Here is a 13,787-nt window from a genome sequence, read left to right as displayed (position 1 = left end):
CCCGACAGCTCGGGCAGGGGGCGTCAGTCAGAACAGCCGGCGGGAACCGCCTACTTCACCGGTTCCGGCTCCGGCGCGTTCTCCGAGTCCGCCGTACCGGCCGGCGGCTCGCCGTCGTCGCTGTCGTCGTCCTCCGCCGGGACCGGCGTCTTCACCGAGTCCAGCAGCAGCTGAGCGACGTCCACCACCTGGATGGACTCCTTCGCCTTGCCGTCGTTCTTCTTGCCGTTGACGGAGTCCGTGAGCATGACCAGGCAGAACGGACAGGCCGTGGAGACGATGTCCGGGTTGACGGAGAGGGCCTCGTCGACGCGCTCGTTGTTGATGCGCTTGCCGATCCGCTCCTCCATCCACATCCGCGCACCACCGGCGCCGCAGCAGAAGCCGCGTTCCTTGTGGCGGTGCATCTCCTCGTTGCGGATGCCGGGGACGCTGGCGATGATCTCGCGCGGGGGCGTGTAGATCTTGTTGTGGCGGCCCAGGTAGCACGGGTCGTGGTACGTGATGATGCCCTCGACCGGCGTGACCGGGATCAGCTTGCCCTCGTCGACGAGGTGCTGGAGCAGCTGCGTGTGGTGGATGACCTCGTAGTCGCCGCCGAGCTGCGGGTACTCGTTGCCGATGGTGTTGAGGCAGTGCGGGCAGGTGGCGACGATCTTCTTGGCCGACTTGGGCTTCGCCGACTCGGGCGTCACCTTGCCCTCGTCGTCCATCTCCTCGCCGAACGCCATGTTCAGCGCCATGACGTTCTCCATGCCGAGCTCCTGGAACAGGGGCTCGTTGCCGAGGCGGCGGGCGGAGTCACCGGTGCACTTCTCGTCGCCGCCCATGATGGCGAACTTGACGCCGGCGATGTGGAGGAGCTCCGCGAAGGCCTTGGTGGTCTTCTTGGCCCGGTCCTCCAGGGCGCCGGCGCAGCCGACCCAGTACAGGTACTCGACCTCGGACAGGTCCTCGATGTCCTTGCCGACGACCGGGACCTCGAAGTCGACCTCCTTGAGCCACTCCAGGCGCTGCTTCTTCGCCAGGCCCCAGGGGTTGCCCTTCTTCTCCAGGTTCTTGAGCATCGTGCCCGCCTCGGACGGGAACGACGACTCGATCATCACCTGGTAGCGGCGCATGTCGACGATGTGGTCGACGTGCTCGATGTCCACCGGGCACTGCTCGACGCAGGCGCCGCAGGTGGTGCAGGACCACAGGACGTCCGGGTCGATGACGCCGTTCTCCTCCAGCGTGCCGACCAGCGGGCGCTCGGCCTCCGCCAGCGCGGCCGCGGGGACGTCCTTGAGGGCCTCGGCCGACGCCTTCTCCTCGCCCTCCATCGTCTTGCCGCCGCCGGCGAGCAGGTACGGCGCCTTGGCGTGCGCGTGGTCCCGCAGCGACATGATCAGCAGCTTGGGGGAGAGGGGCTTGCCCGTGTTCCAGGCGGGGCACTGCGACTGGCAGCGGCCGCACTCGGTGCACGTGGAGAAGTCCAGCAGGCCCTTCCAGGAGTACTGCTCGACCTGGGAGACGCCGAAGACGTCGTCGTCGCCCGGGTCGGTGAAGTCGATCGGCTTGCCGCCCGACGTCATGGGCTGCAGCGCCCCGAGAGCCGTTCCGCCCGACGCCTCGCGCTTGAACCAGATGTTCGGGAACGCCAGGAAGCGGTGCCAGGCCACACCCATGTTGGTGTTCAGGCTGACCGTGATCATCCAGATCATGGTCGTGCCCAGCTTGATCATCGCGAAGAAGTAGACGAGGTTCTGCAGCGCCGCCACGCTCAAGCCCTTGAAGGCCAGGACCAGCGGGTACGAGGCGAAGTACGCGGCTTCGTAGCCGTCCACGTGGTGGAGCGCGCCTTCCAGGCCCCGCAGGACGTAGATGGCCAGGCCGATCGTGAGGATGACGTACTCGACGAAGTACGCCTGGCTCATCTTCGAGCCGGCGAAGCGGGACTTGCGGCCCGGCCGCGACGGCAGGTTCAGCAGCCGGATGACCATCAGGGTCGCGATGCCCAGGGTCGTCATCGCGGCGATGAACTCGATGTAGAGCTCGTAGGGGAGGAAGCCGCCGAGCACCGGCAGCGTCCAGTCGGCCTGGAACAGCTGGCCGTACGCGGTGATGATCGTCGGCGGCAGCGTCAGGAAGCCGATCGCCACGAACCAGTGCGCGACACCGACGATGCCCCACCGGTTCATGCGCGTGTGCCCGAGGAACTCCTTCACCAGGGTCACGCTGCGCTGGTAGGGGTTGTCGGTCCGGGTACCGGCCGGGACCGGCTGGCCCAGCTTGAAATACCGGACGAACTGGCCGATCGCGCGTGCGAGCAGCGCGACGCCGATCACGGTCAGTACCAGCGACACGATGATCGCGGCGAGTTGCATGGGGGCTCCTCGGGCCTGCGAGGGGTTTCGTCGAGGTGACCTGTCGTTCTCCAGGTTCCCCGAAATTACTAAGCGGTAACTTATGCAGTCCGTCTGAGACTACCCTCATCCTCCGCCGCACTGTAGCCGGGTGGGCAGTGATCTGAATCGCTCAGGGTTGCCTCAGAAACTGACCGGATCCGGTGGGGATCAGGTGCCGATCCCGCCGTGTTATTCATACCGAATTGTCATAATCCCGCCTACCTTATATCCGTGCTCTACGGGATCAGTGCCGCCGCCACCGCCCTCCTCCTCACCGCCCTGCTCGCGGCCGCCCTGCGGGCCCCCGCCCTGCGGCTGCGGCTGATCGAGCGGCGGCGGCAGCGGGACGTGCCGTTGTCCGGGGGCCTGGCCGTCGTGCTCGTCACGGGGCTCGTCGTGGTGGCCGGGGAGTGGCTCGAGGTGTCGCCGCCCGCCGACGGGACGCGGGCGGTACTCGTCGCCGCGGGTGCCGTCGCCCTGCTCGGGCTCGTCGACGACGTGTGGCGGTTGCGGCGGCGGGTGCTGGCCGCCGGTACGGGCGTGGCGGCCGCGTGTGTCGTGCCCTACGGGGAGACGGGGGTGGGGACCGGGCTGCTGGCCGTCGCGTGGGTCGTGGGGATGGTGCTCGGTTTCCGCGGGCTCGATCACGCCGACGGGCTGGCCGGTGCGGTCGGCGTCGTCTCCGCCTTCGGGGTGGCGGCCTGCGCGGCCGTCGAGGTGATGGACGGCATCGCGGGGCTGATGAGCGTGCTGGCCGCCGCGCTGACCGGGTTCCTGCTGCACAACTGGCATCCCGCGCGCGTGGCGCTGGGCAGTTGCGGGTCCATGTCCGCCGGGTTCGTGATCGCCGTGGGAGCCGTGTACGCCCGGGCCGGGTTCGGAGTCGGGGAGAGCGCCGGGGTCGTGTTCGCGCTGACCGCCGTGGTGGGTGCCGATGTCGTACTCGTGCTGGGGATGCGGCGGCTGGCCGGGCGGAGTGTGCTGCGCAGCGGGCCCGACCATCTCGCGCACCGGCTGCGGCGGCTCGGGCTGACCGCGCCGGGGGCGAGTCTGCTGCTCGGAACCGGGGCGTTGTCGGGGATGCTCGTCGGGGTACTCGCGCATGCCGGCCGGATCGGGACCGACGCCCTGTGGTGGGTGGCGGGGGGAGCCCTCGTCGTCGTGTTCGCCCTCTCCCGTGTTCCTGTGTACGGCCCTCGACGCAGCGTATCGCCGCAGGTCGGAGCGCCCTTGCGTGTAAGGAACGGATAAGAGTTGAGCCTGGCTGACTCAGCTCTGTTGACCGGTGGAGAGCCGTCGTGCACACTTGAGTCCGTTCCACTCAAGTCAGCTGGAGGAATCAACCATGGCACGTGCGGTCGGCATCGACCTGGGCACGACTAACTCCGTCGTCAGCGTTCTGGAGGGCGGCGAGCCCACCGTCATCACCAACGCCGAGGGCGCCAGGACCACGCCGTCCGTCGTCGCCTTCGCCAAGAACGGTGAGGTGCTCGTCGGAGAGGTGGCCAAGCGTCAGGCGGTCACCAACGTGGACCGGACCATTCGCTCGGTCAAGCGGCACATGGGCACCGACTGGAAGATCGAGCTCGACGGGAAGCCCTTCAACCCGCAGCAGATCAGCGCCTTCGTGCTCCAGAAGCTCAAGCGGGACGCCGAGTCCTACCTGGGCGAGAAGGTGACCGACGCGGTCATCACCGTCCCGGCGTACTTCAACGACTCCGAGCGCCAGGCCACGAAGGAGGCCGGCGAGATCGCCGGCCTGAACGTGCTGCGCATCGTCAACGAGCCCACCGCGGCCGCCCTGGCGTACGGCCTCGACAAGGACGACCAGACCATCCTGGTCTTCGACCTCGGTGGCGGCACGTTCGACGTCTCGCTGCTGGAGATCGGCGACGGCGTCGTCGAGGTGAAGGCCACCAACGGTGACAACCACCTCGGTGGTGACGACTGGGACCAGCGCGTCGTCGACTACCTGGTCCAGCAGTTCCAGTCCGGCCACGGCGTGGACCTGGGCAAGGACAAGATGGCCCTGCAGCGTCTGCGCGAGGCCGCCGAGAAGGCGAAGATCGAGCTGTCCTCGTCCACCGAGACCTCGATCAACCTGCCCTACATCACCGCCTCCGCCGAGGGTCCCCTGCACCTCGACGAGAAGCTCACCCGCGCCCAGTTCCAGCAGCTGACCGCGGACCTCCTGGAGCGCTGCAAGACGCCGTTCCACAACGTCATCAAGGACGCCGGCATCTCCATCAGCGAGATCGACCACGTCGTCCTGGTCGGCGGCTCGACCCGTATGCCCGCCGTCGCGGAGCTCGTCAAGGAGCTGACCGGCGGCAAGGACGCCAACAAGGGCGTCAACCCGGACGAGGTCGTCGCCATCGGCGCCGCCCTGCAGGCCGGTGTCCTCAAGGGCGAGGTCAAGGACGTCCTGCTCCTCGACGTCACCCCGCTGTCCCTCGGCATCGAGACCAAGGGCGGCATCATGACCAAGCTCATCGAGCGGAACACGACGATCCCGACCAAGCGGTCCGAGATCTTCACCACCGCCGAGGACAACCAGCCGTCCGTGCAGATCCAGGTCTACCAGGGCGAGCGCGAGATCGCGGCGTACAACAAGAAGCTCGGGATGTTCGAGCTGACCGGTCTGCCGCCGGCGCCCCGCGGCGTCCCGCAGATCGAGGTGTCCTTCGACATCGACGCCAACGGCATCATGCACGTGACCGCGAAGGACCTGGGCACGGGCAAGGAGCAGAAGATGACCGTCACCGGCGGCTCCTCGCTGCCGAAGGACGAGGTCGACCGCATGCGCCAGGAGGCCGAGCAGTACGCGGAGGAGGACCACAAGCGCCGCGAGGCCGCCGAGTCCCGCAACCAGGGCGAGCAGCTCGTCTACCAGACCGAGAAGTTCCTCAAGGACAACGAGGACAAGGTCCCGGGCGAGATCAAGACCGAGGTCGAGGAAGCCGTCGCCGAGCTGAAGGAGAAGCTCAAGGGCGAGGACAGCGCCGAGATCCGCACCGCCACGGAGAAGGTCGCGGCCGTCTCCCAGAAGCTCGGCCAGGCCATGTACGCCGACGCGAACGCCGCCCAGGCCGCCGGAGGCGACTCGGCCGGTGCCGCGGGTGCCGGTGAGGCCAAGGCCGACGACGACGTCGTCGACGCCGAGATCGTCGACGACGAGCGGAAGGATGGTGCCGCGTGACGGAGGAGACCCCGGGCTTCGACGAGCAGCAGCCCGACGTCCCTTCCGGCGCCACCTCCGAAGACGCCGAGCCGAAGGCCGCCTCCCCCTCCGCTGAGGAGGGGGCGGCCCCGGCCGGGGACACGGGCCAGGACGTGGCTCTGGTGGCCCAGCTGGACCAGGCCCGCACGGCGCTCAGCGAGCGCACGGCGGATCTCCAGCGCCTCCAGGCCGAGTTCCAGAACTACCGCCGCCGGGTCGAGCGCGACCGGATCGCGGTCAAGGAGATCGCCATCGCGAACCTCCTGACCGAGCTCCTGCCCGTGCTCGACGACATCGGCCGCGCGCGTGAACACGGCGAACTGGTCGGCGGCTTCAAGTCCGTCGCCGAGTCGCTGGAGAGCACGGCGGCGAAGATGGGCCTGCAGCAGTTCGGCAAGGAGGGCGAGCCCTTCGACCCGACGATCCACGAAGCCCTGATGCACAGCTACGCACCGGACGTCACCGAGACGACGTGCGTGGCGATTCTGCAGCCCGGGTACCGGATCGGCGAGCGCACCATCCGCCCCGCGCGGGTGGCGGTGGCCGAACCCCAGCCGGGGGCGCAGACGGTCAAGGCGGACGAGTCCGCCGAAGCCGACGACAAGGAGAGCGGTGGCCCGGACGAGGGCTGACGTCACAGACGAAGGGAAGGAGGGGCGTCGAGGATGAGCACCAAGGACTTCATCGAGAAGGACTACTACAAGGTCCTCGGCGTCCCCAAGGACGCCACCGAGGCCGAGATCAAGAAGGCGTACCGGAAGCTCGCCCGCGAGTTCCACCCGGACGCCAACAAGGGCAACGTCAGGGCGGAGGAGCGCTTCAAGGAGATCTCCGAGGCCAACGACATCCTCGGCGACCCCAAGAAGCGCAAGGAGTACGACGACGCGCGCGCCCTCTTCGGCAACGGCGGCTTCCGCCCGGGGCCGGGCGGCGCGGGCGGCTCCTTCAACTTCGACCTGGGCGACCTCTTCGGAGGCGGCGCCCAGGGCGGCGGTCAGGGAGCCGGCGGCTTCGGCGGCGGACTCGGTGACGTCTTCGGGGGCCTGTTCAACCGCGGTGGCGCGGGCGGCCCGGGGACGCGCGCGCATCCCCGGCGCGGCCAGGACATCGAGTCCGAGGTCACGCTCAGCTTCACGGAGGCGATCGAGGGCGCGACGGTCCCGCTGCGCATGTCGTCGCAGTCGCCCTGCAAGGCCTGTTCGGGCACCGGCGACAAGAACGGCACACCGCGCGTGTGCCCGACCTGCGTCGGCACCGGGCAGGTCGCCCGGGGCAGCGGCGGCGGCTTCTCGCTCACCGACCCCTGCCCGGACTGCAAGGGCCGCGGCCTGATCGCGGAGAACGCCTGCGAGGTCTGCAAGGGCAGCGGCCGGGCCAAATCCTCGCGGACCATGCAGGTGCGCATCCCCGCGGGCGTCAGCGACGGCCAGCGGATCCGGCTGCGCGGCAAGGGTGCGCCGGGCGAGCGCGGCGGCCCGGCGGGCGATCTGTACGTCGTCGTGCACGTCGACACCCACCCGGTGTTCGGCCGCAAGGAGGACAACCTCACGGTCACCGTCCCGGTGACCTTCGCCGAGGCAGCCCTCGGCGGCGAGGTGCGGGTGCCGACGCTCGGCGGCCCGCCCGTCACACTGAAGCTGCCGCCGGGCACGCCCAACGGGCGCACCATGCGCGCCCGGGGCAAGGGCGCGGTCCGCAAGGACGGCACCCGCGGTGACCTCCTGGTCACCGTCGAGGTGAGTGTTCCGAAGGACCTGGCGGGGAAGGCTCGTGACGCACTCGAGGCGTATCGCGAGGCGACCGCGGGTGAGGATCCGCGGGCGGATCTGTTCCAGGCCGCGAAGGGAGCATGAGTCAGATGGACGGTCGTCGGCGCAATCCGTATGAACTGACCGAGGAAACCCCGGTCTACGTCATCTCGGTGGCGGCCCAGCTGTCCGGCCTGCACCCCCAGACCCTGCGCCAGTACGACCGGCTGGGCCTGGTGTCCCCGGACCGCACCGCGGGCCGGGGCCGCCGCTACTCGGCCCGCGACATCGAGCTGCTGCGCACCGTCCAGCAGTTGTCGCAGGACGAGGGCATCAACCTGGCCGGTATCAAGCGCATCATCGAACTGGAGAACCAGGTCGCCGCGCTCCAGGCCCGGGTGGCCGAGCTGGAGGACGCGCTCGACGGCGCGGCCGCCGCGATGCGGCAGCGCGAGGCGGCGGTGCACGCGTCGTACCGCCGCGACCTGGTGCCGTACCAGGAGGTGCAGCAGACCAGCGCGCTGGTGGTGTGGCGGCCGAAGCGGCAGCAGCAGTCCGACTGACGCGCAGGCGACGCGAGAAGGGCCGGGATCGACTCCCGGCCCTTTTCGTATGCCTTGGTCCGGTTTCACCCGGTCGCCTGTGGATGACCGCAACGTGCGCGGCACTTGGAGGTGATTCCGCAGAGTCTTCACAACTACTGCGGAGCGTGGTGTTGTCATCTCGTTAAGTGGTTCCGCTTGACGTTGGGGGTCGCGTCCGCGTTGGCTTTTCAGTCACATGGGCGGAAAGCTGCGCCCACGTCCGAATCACACGCGAAGTGAGCTCCGCATGCGTCGTATCGCCATATCCGTGGCAGCCGCCACGATGTCCGTCACGCTGGCCGGCTGCGGCGTGCTCAACGCGACGGGGAGCAGTGACGACGCGAGCCCGGCGAAGGGTAACGACATCACCGTCGGACTGCTGCTGCCGGAGAAGGCGAACACGCGGTACGAGAACTTCGACTACCCCATCATCAAGACGAAGGTCGAGTCGCTCACCAACGACAAGGGCCGCGTCGAGTACGCCAACGCCGAAGCGGACGCGGACAAGCAGGCGAGCCAGATGCAGCAGATGATCGACGACCGGGTCGACGTGATCCTGCTGGACGCCGTGGACTCGCAGGCCATCGCGAGCGGTGTGAAGAAGGCGAAGGAGGCCGGCATTCCGGTCATCGCCTACGACCGGCTGGCCGAGGGTCCGATCGACGCGTACATCTCCTTCGACAACGAGCTGGTCGGCGAGGTCCAGGGCCGCTCCCTGCTGGAGGCCATCGGCGAGAACGCGAGCCTCTCCGACAAGATCGTCATGATGAACGGCTCGTCCACCGACCCGAACGCCAAGCAGTTCAAGGCGGGCGCGATGTCCGTGCTGAACGGCAAGGTGACGATCGCCGAGTCCTTCGACACCAAGGACTGGAAGCCGGAGAACGCCGAGGCCAACATGGCCGACGCGATCGAGAAGATCGGCAAGGGCGACATCGCGGCGGTGTACTCCGCCAACGACGGTATGGCGGGCGGCATCGTCAAGGCACTGGGGGCCGCCGGCGTCACCGACCTGCCGCCGATCACCGGGCAGGACGCGGAACTGCCGGCGGTGCAGCGGATCATCAGCGGCGACCAGTACATGAGCGTGTACAAGTCCTACCCGCAGGAGGCGGAGAACGCCGCGGAGATGGCGGTCGCCAAGGTCCAGGGCCGCGACATCCAGTTCGCGGCCCTCACCCGCGACAAGGTCGACAGCCCCACGCACAAGGGCATCCCGGCGCAGCTCGTGCCGGTGGTCGCGCTCACCAAGGAGAACATCAAGGACACGGTGGTCGCGGACGACGTCTACAAGCTGTCGGACATCTGCACGGCCGAGTACAAGGCGGCTTGCCGGGCCATCGGCCTGAGGTAGCCGCGTCGCGAGCCGGGTCCACCCACCCCCTGCAACCTGATGACCCGAGGCTCGTCGATACCGGTGCGAACCGGTGGTTTCCGGTGGTCGCTGCGCGGGGAGCCGTGTTGCGGAGCACGTCCGGTCCGCGCATAGTTGCGCTGCGGAAGACGGCGAAACCGGGGGTGGGATGGGCGATGGCCGGGCACGGGGCGGATGAGCATCCCCATGGTGCCGACCGACTGTGCGACGCCGGGGATCGCGTGTATTCCCGGGCCGTACGGCGCGGCCGGGTGCCGCGCCGGGACGCGGATCCGGTGCCCTGCCTGCTGGAACTCGCCCTGCTGCACCCGGACCCCGACGACATGGACTGGCTGGTGCCGACCTCCCCGCAGGAGGTCATGACCCGCCTGCTGCGCGGGATGTACGACGAGGTGAGCGCCAGTCAGCGGCGGCTGGGCTCGGCCGTCACGGCCGTCGAGTGGTACGCCGGGCTCGGCCGCCAGGTGCGGCCGGTGGCGGCGTCGGCGGAGGGCCCGGCGATCCGGGTCCTGGACGGACTCGCCCGGATCCAGGCCGCGATGGACGAGGCGACCCGGGCGTGCACGACCGAGGTGCTCACGGTGCAGCCCGGCGGCATCCGCCGCGAGGCGGAGCTCTCCGAGGGGCTGCACCGGGCACTGGCGCTGCGCGGCCGGGGCGTGCGGATGCGGGACCTGTACACGCATGTCGCCCGGCACGGGCAGGGGTTGCTGACCTATCTGGAGCTGATGGGCGACGCGGTGGAGGCGCGCACGCTGGACGAGGTGATCGACCGGCTGATCCTCTTCGACCGGACGGTGGCGTTCATCCCCGCCAACACCGACCGCACGATGGCCCTGGAGCTACGGCACCCGGCGCTCGTCGAGTACCTCGTCACGGTCTTCGAACGGCTGTGGCGCCTGGCCATCCCCCTCACGGCCCCGCTCCCCGACACGGGCATCGAGGGCATCTCCCACCGGGAGCAGTCCATCGCCGCGTTGCTGGCGGAGGGGCATCAGGACGCGGTCATCGCGGAACGGCTGGGCATAAGCGTCCGGACGTGCCGGGCGCACATCGCGCGCCTCTCCGAGACGCTGGGGGCGGCGAGCCGTACGCAACTGGGGGTGCGCATCGCCCAGGCAGGCCTGGACGGTTCGCAGCACTCCACCACGCCCCTCAATGTTCCTGGTCAAGGATCCCCGAGCGTCCGATGAGAAACCCGAGCTGCGCCCTGCTCTGACTCCCCAGCGTCGCCGCGAGCTTGGCGATGTGGACGCGGGCGGTGCGGATGTTCATGCCGAGCCGGTCGGCGATGACGGCGTCGGTGTGGCCTTCGACGAGGAGGGCGGCTATGGCGTGCTGGCGGGGGGTGATGCCGTTGTGGGAGGGCTGGGGGGCGGCTTCGGGGTACATGGGTGTGGCCAGGCGCCAGAGGCGGTCGAAGGTGACGGCCAGGTGATTCACGATGGCGGGTTGCCGGATTTCCAGAGCGAGCCTGCCGTCCTCGCCGGCCGGGACGAAGGCCACCGTGCGGTCGATGAGAACGAGGCGGTCGGGGACTTCGTCCAGCGTGCGGATCTGAACGTCGCCCTTCAGGCGCTCGCAACGGGCCACGATGATCGGAAAGTGGCGCAACGTGTGCGGGTACAGGGTGCGTATGTGGCAGCCACGGTCCAGCGCTGCCTGGTCACGGCCGAGCGACGCGGCGTCGGCGACCTGACCGCGCTCGCCGGTGAGGCCGGCGCGGGGCTGGACGGTGATCAATTCCTCGGAGGCATGGGCCACCGCGTCGGTGATGGCCCGGTTGATCCGCTCTGTGCCGGTGAGGAGTTGGATCGTGGGAGTTCCGCCGGCTGTGGGCTGTGGGCCGGCGATCCGCATGAGGGAGTCGAATGTCTCGGCCAGCCGTGCTTCACGCTGCCGTTCGCTCGCGATCCGCTCCTCGGAGCTCCGCAGCAGCCGGTGCAGCGCGATCACAGGGGCGACGGGCTCCAGCCGGGCGGGGTCGTCGAGGGCGGGGTGCAGCAGGCCCAGGTCGATGAGGCAGGGGGCGGCCTGGGCGTCCTCGGCCGGTAGCGGCCCCCGGCGCAGCGCCCGTTCGTACAGATCCGTGCCCGCGGAGCACAGATCCTCCGTGCCGTGCTCGCAGTGCCGTGCGCTCACTGCACCGCGCCCTGTGGCTCCAGGATGCCGGACTGCGCGATGAGGTAGCCCAGTTGGGCGCGGCTCCCGCTGCCCAGCGCCGACGCCAGCTTGGCGATATGGGCCCGGCAGGTACGGACGTTCATGCCCAGGCGACGGGCGATGGCCTCGTCGACGTGGCCCTCGACCAGGAGCTTGGCGATGGAGTGCTGGATCTCCGTGATGCCGTCGGGGGCGGTTTCGTAAGGGGCGCCGGCGCTCAGCGGGACGGCTCGGTCCCACATGAACTCGAAGACCTTGATCAAGTAGGAGACGACGCCGGGATGACGAAGCTCGAGAGCGACTTTCTGGTCGTCGCGCGTGGGGATGAAGGCGACCGTCTCGTCGCAGATGATGAGCCGCTCGACCAGTCCGTCGATGGTCCGGTGCTCCACCTTGCCGTCGGGGAACTGGCCCGCGTAGGTGAGCCTCTCGGGGTTGTACCGCGCCGTGTGCGGATACAGCGTCCGTATGCGCACACCACGTTCGATCAGCGGCCGGTCGCGTTCCAGCCCCTGGATCAGGCTGCGTTCGGGCCGGTGACCGCTCGGCTGGATCGTGAGCATCTCCGTCTGGCACTGGGCGGTGGCCAGGTTGAGCGCCGCGTTGATGCGCTCGCTGCCCTCCAGCACCGTGATGGAGTCGCTGGTTGCCGCGGCCTGTGCACTGAGCGCCATGAAAGGGGCGAAGGTGTCGGACAGTTCGATCGATACGCGCCTGCGCTCGGTGATCTCGTGCTCGATGGGATTGAGCCGCTGCGCGAGTGCCACGGCCGGGGGGATGGGGCGCAACCAGTCCGGATCGTCGGGGTCCGGGTGGAGAAGGGCGAACTCCATGAGGCAGGGAGCCGCTTCCACGTCCGCTCGCAGAACGCGTCCCGCACGCAGGGCGTTCGCGTAAAGTCGGCCACCTTCCTCGCACATCTCGGTCACCACATGGGGATGTGTCACCTTGGTCCGATTCGTTGTCAAATCTCCACCCCCCAGGGTCCTGAACATGCAGGAACATGATGCATCGATTCTGTGGCCATGACGTGCCCGAATGAGCCATCGTCGTATTCGACGGGGGAAGAGGGGACCTTCAAGTGAGGACGAAGCCGACTATGCGTAACAGAATGCTTCGCTTGGGGCTTGTCGCCGCCTTCTCTGCCGTCGTGGCCTTCGGAACTGTGAGTGGCCTTTCGGGCGCGAACGGCGATGACCGGGCGGACAGTGTCTGGCCGGCGGCCGCCAAGAGTCATGTTCTGGCCGACAGTGTGTGGCCGGCTGCGGCCCAGTCCGCAGGGACCAAGGCAGCCGGATCCGGGAGCTGACTGTGACCACTCCACCCGACGACCGCTCCTTCCGTCGTGAAATGGCCACCGCCTACCGCTCCGGCTGGCACTTCATCGACCTGGTCACCGCCATCCCCCACAGCGGTGACTCGTTGATGGTGACCGTGTTCGGCGAGCCGGTGGTCGTCACACGGGACGAGGACGAGGACGTACGGGCTTACCGGTGTCTGCGGCGGCCTCGGGGGGCGCCGCAGCCGGTGCGGTGCGCCGTACGGTACGGAATGATCTTTGTGAACCTGGACCAACGGGACCACCAGCAGGTGGAGGCCGACTCCCCTGCCCCGAGGACCATCTCTGCCACCCCCCGCAGTGCCTGACGCGATTCCCCCGTCGTAACAGATCGCTCAGGTGCTTCCCCCCGCAGCGGCGTCACCGTGACCTGAACACGGTGACGCCGCTGCAGTTTTCAGGGATATTCCGGGTATCGACCCCATCAAGTACTGGCCGGATCCGATCGATCACCGGTGTGGATTTTCACTTCGGTCAACCTCGGCCCATCGCCCGTGTCAGGTGGATCTCGATCACCACGCGCGCCGGGTTCGGTGTCGGGGTCCTGCCGTAGCGCTCCGCGTAACGCCGCTCCGCCTCGGCGACCCGGTCGGGTGCCTCGCGGACGAAGGCCCGGCCCTCCAGTGTCGCCCAGCGGCGGCCCTCCAGCTGGCAGACGGCGACGGCCGCCCCCTGCTCCCCGGCGGCCCGCACGTACCGCACCTTCGCGCTCGCCCTGTTGGTGATCACCCGAGCCAGACGGGCCTCGGGATCGTATGTGACCCCGACGGGTACCAGATGCGGAGTGCCGTCCGGGCGGGGGGTCGTCAGGGTGCACAGGTGCCGTTCCCGCCAGAAGCTGAGATACGACGGGCCCGGGTCGCCGGGGTCCACGGAGTACTTGGTCGCCATGGACCGGAACTTAGACCCCCCGAGCCTCCCGGAACCGCCCTTGAGTGCACTAGACTCAACTTTGTGCAAGCTGTTCGGGT

Annotated in this window: 12 protein-coding genes; 8 read left to right on the top strand and 4 right to left on the bottom strand. The window is 68.9% G+C overall.

Annotated elements, in window-relative coordinates; translation table 11 throughout:
- Positions 1 to 50: 50 nt before the first annotated feature.
- Complete coding sequence (locus IO24_RS0133615) at positions 51 to 2,366, bottom strand: (Fe-S)-binding protein (RefSeq protein ID WP_031142460.1); 2,316 nt, start codon at positions 2,364 to 2,366, stop codon at positions 51 to 53.
- A gap of 252 nt (positions 2,367 to 2,618) precedes the next feature.
- On the opposite strand from IO24_RS0133615, the gene IO24_RS0133610 reads away from it, so the two are divergent.
- From IO24_RS0133610 to IO24_RS0133580, 7 genes are all read left to right on the top strand, one after another.
- Positions 2,619 to 3,638 (top strand): MraY family glycosyltransferase, encoded by a 1,020-nt coding sequence (locus IO24_RS0133610; RefSeq protein ID WP_031142459.1) that lies wholly within the window; start codon positions 2,619 to 2,621, stop codon positions 3,636 to 3,638.
- Between the two features lie 94 nt (positions 3,639 to 3,732).
- The gene (gene dnaK / locus IO24_RS0133605; protein ID WP_031142458.1) at positions 3,733 to 5,586 is read left to right on the top strand and encodes a molecular chaperone DnaK; all 1,854 of its coding nucleotides are present in this window, start codon (positions 3,733 to 3,735) and stop codon (positions 5,584 to 5,586) included.
- Entirely contained in the window at positions 5,583 to 6,239 is a 657-nt protein-coding gene (grpE, locus tag IO24_RS0133600) for a nucleotide exchange factor GrpE (RefSeq protein ID WP_031142457.1), read from the top strand. The genes dnaK and grpE overlap by 4 nt, the downstream gene beginning before the upstream one ends.
- Positions 6,240 to 6,272: 33 nt before the next feature.
- Positions 6,273 to 7,460 (top strand): molecular chaperone DnaJ, encoded by a 1,188-nt coding sequence (gene dnaJ / locus IO24_RS0133595; RefSeq protein ID WP_031142456.1) that lies wholly within the window; start codon positions 6,273 to 6,275, stop codon positions 7,458 to 7,460.
- A 5-nt stretch (positions 7,461 to 7,465) separates the two neighbouring features.
- Positions 7,466 to 7,918 carry a heat shock protein transcriptional repressor HspR gene (locus tag IO24_RS0133590; protein ID WP_031142455.1) on the top strand — a complete coding sequence of 151 codons (453 nt, stop codon included), beginning with the start codon at positions 7,466 to 7,468 and terminating at the stop codon, positions 7,916 to 7,918.
- 268 nt (positions 7,919 to 8,186) lie between these two features.
- Positions 8,187 to 9,293: a sugar ABC transporter substrate-binding protein gene (locus tag IO24_RS0133585; RefSeq protein WP_031142448.1), complete on the top strand. Its 1,107-nt coding sequence runs from the start codon at positions 8,187 to 8,189 to the stop codon at positions 9,291 to 9,293.
- Positions 9,294 to 9,469: 176 nt separating this feature from the next.
- Positions 9,470 to 10,507 carry a helix-turn-helix transcriptional regulator gene (locus IO24_RS0133580; RefSeq protein WP_031142445.1) on the top strand — a complete coding sequence of 346 codons (1,038 nt, stop codon included), beginning with the start codon at positions 9,470 to 9,472 and terminating at the stop codon, positions 10,505 to 10,507.
- Here the strand turns inward: IO24_RS0133580 and IO24_RS0133575 are convergent.
- Positions 10,470 to 11,456 carry a helix-turn-helix transcriptional regulator gene (locus IO24_RS0133575; RefSeq protein ID WP_031142443.1) on the bottom strand — a complete coding sequence of 329 codons (987 nt, stop codon included), beginning with the start codon at positions 11,454 to 11,456 and terminating at the stop codon, positions 10,470 to 10,472. The genes IO24_RS0133580 and IO24_RS0133575 overlap by 38 nt on opposite strands.
- Complete coding sequence (locus tag IO24_RS0133570) at positions 11,453 to 12,472, bottom strand: helix-turn-helix domain-containing protein (protein WP_031142437.1); 1,020 nt, start codon at positions 12,470 to 12,472, stop codon at positions 11,453 to 11,455. Before IO24_RS0133570 ends, IO24_RS0133575 begins: the two co-directional genes overlap by 4 nt.
- Positions 12,473 to 12,788: 316 nt before the next feature.
- Between IO24_RS0133570 and IO24_RS0133565 the strand changes: the two genes are divergently transcribed.
- Positions 12,789 to 13,124: a Rieske (2Fe-2S) protein gene (locus tag IO24_RS0133565; protein WP_031142435.1), complete on the top strand. Its 336-nt coding sequence runs from the start codon at positions 12,789 to 12,791 to the stop codon at positions 13,122 to 13,124.
- Between the two features lie 166 nt (positions 13,125 to 13,290).
- Here IO24_RS0133565 and IO24_RS0133560 read toward each other — a convergent pair whose 3' ends face one another.
- Positions 13,291 to 13,707 carry a pyridoxamine 5'-phosphate oxidase family protein gene (locus tag IO24_RS0133560; protein WP_031142432.1) on the bottom strand — a complete coding sequence of 139 codons (417 nt, stop codon included), beginning with the start codon at positions 13,705 to 13,707 and terminating at the stop codon, positions 13,291 to 13,293.
- Between the last annotated feature and the right edge of the window lie 80 nt (positions 13,708 to 13,787).

Source organism: Streptomyces flavovariabilis (assembly GCF_000725785.1).
GTDB classification, from domain to species: domain Bacteria; phylum Actinomycetota; class Actinomycetes; order Streptomycetales; family Streptomycetaceae; genus Streptomyces; species Streptomyces hawaiiensis.
The sequence above is the reverse complement of the archived record's forward strand: the minus strand, read 5'-3'. Positions and strand labels throughout refer to the sequence as shown.

What these genes read in the sequence shown, in the direction of transcription:
- dnaJ (WP_031142456.1), top strand. Translation starts at nt 6,273, where the DNA reads ATGAGCACCAAGGACTTCATCGAGAAGGACTACTACAAGGTCCTCGGC.
- IO24_RS0133585 (WP_031142448.1), top strand. Translation starts at nt 8,187, where the DNA reads ATGCGTCGTATCGCCATATCCGTGGCAGCCGCCACGATGTCCGTCACG.
- IO24_RS0133590 (WP_031142455.1), top strand. Translation starts at nt 7,466, where the DNA reads ATGGACGGTCGTCGGCGCAATCCGTATGAACTGACCGAGGAAACCCCG.
- IO24_RS0133580 (WP_031142445.1), top strand. Translation starts at nt 9,470, where the DNA reads ATGGCCGGGCACGGGGCGGATGAGCATCCCCATGGTGCCGACCGACTG.
- dnaK (WP_031142458.1), top strand. Translation starts at nt 3,733, where the DNA reads ATGGCACGTGCGGTCGGCATCGACCTGGGCACGACTAACTCCGTCGTC.
- IO24_RS0133560 (WP_031142432.1), bottom strand. Translation starts at nt 13,707, where the DNA reads ATGGCGACCAAGTACTCCGTGGACCCCGGCGACCCGGGCCCGTCGTAT.
- IO24_RS0133615 (WP_031142460.1), bottom strand. Translation starts at nt 2,366, where the DNA reads ATGCAACTCGCCGCGATCATCGTGTCGCTGGTACTGACCGTGATCGGC.
- IO24_RS0133570 (WP_031142437.1), bottom strand. Translation starts at nt 12,472, where the DNA reads ATGTTCAGGACCCTGGGGGGTGGAGATTTGACAACGAATCGGACCAAG.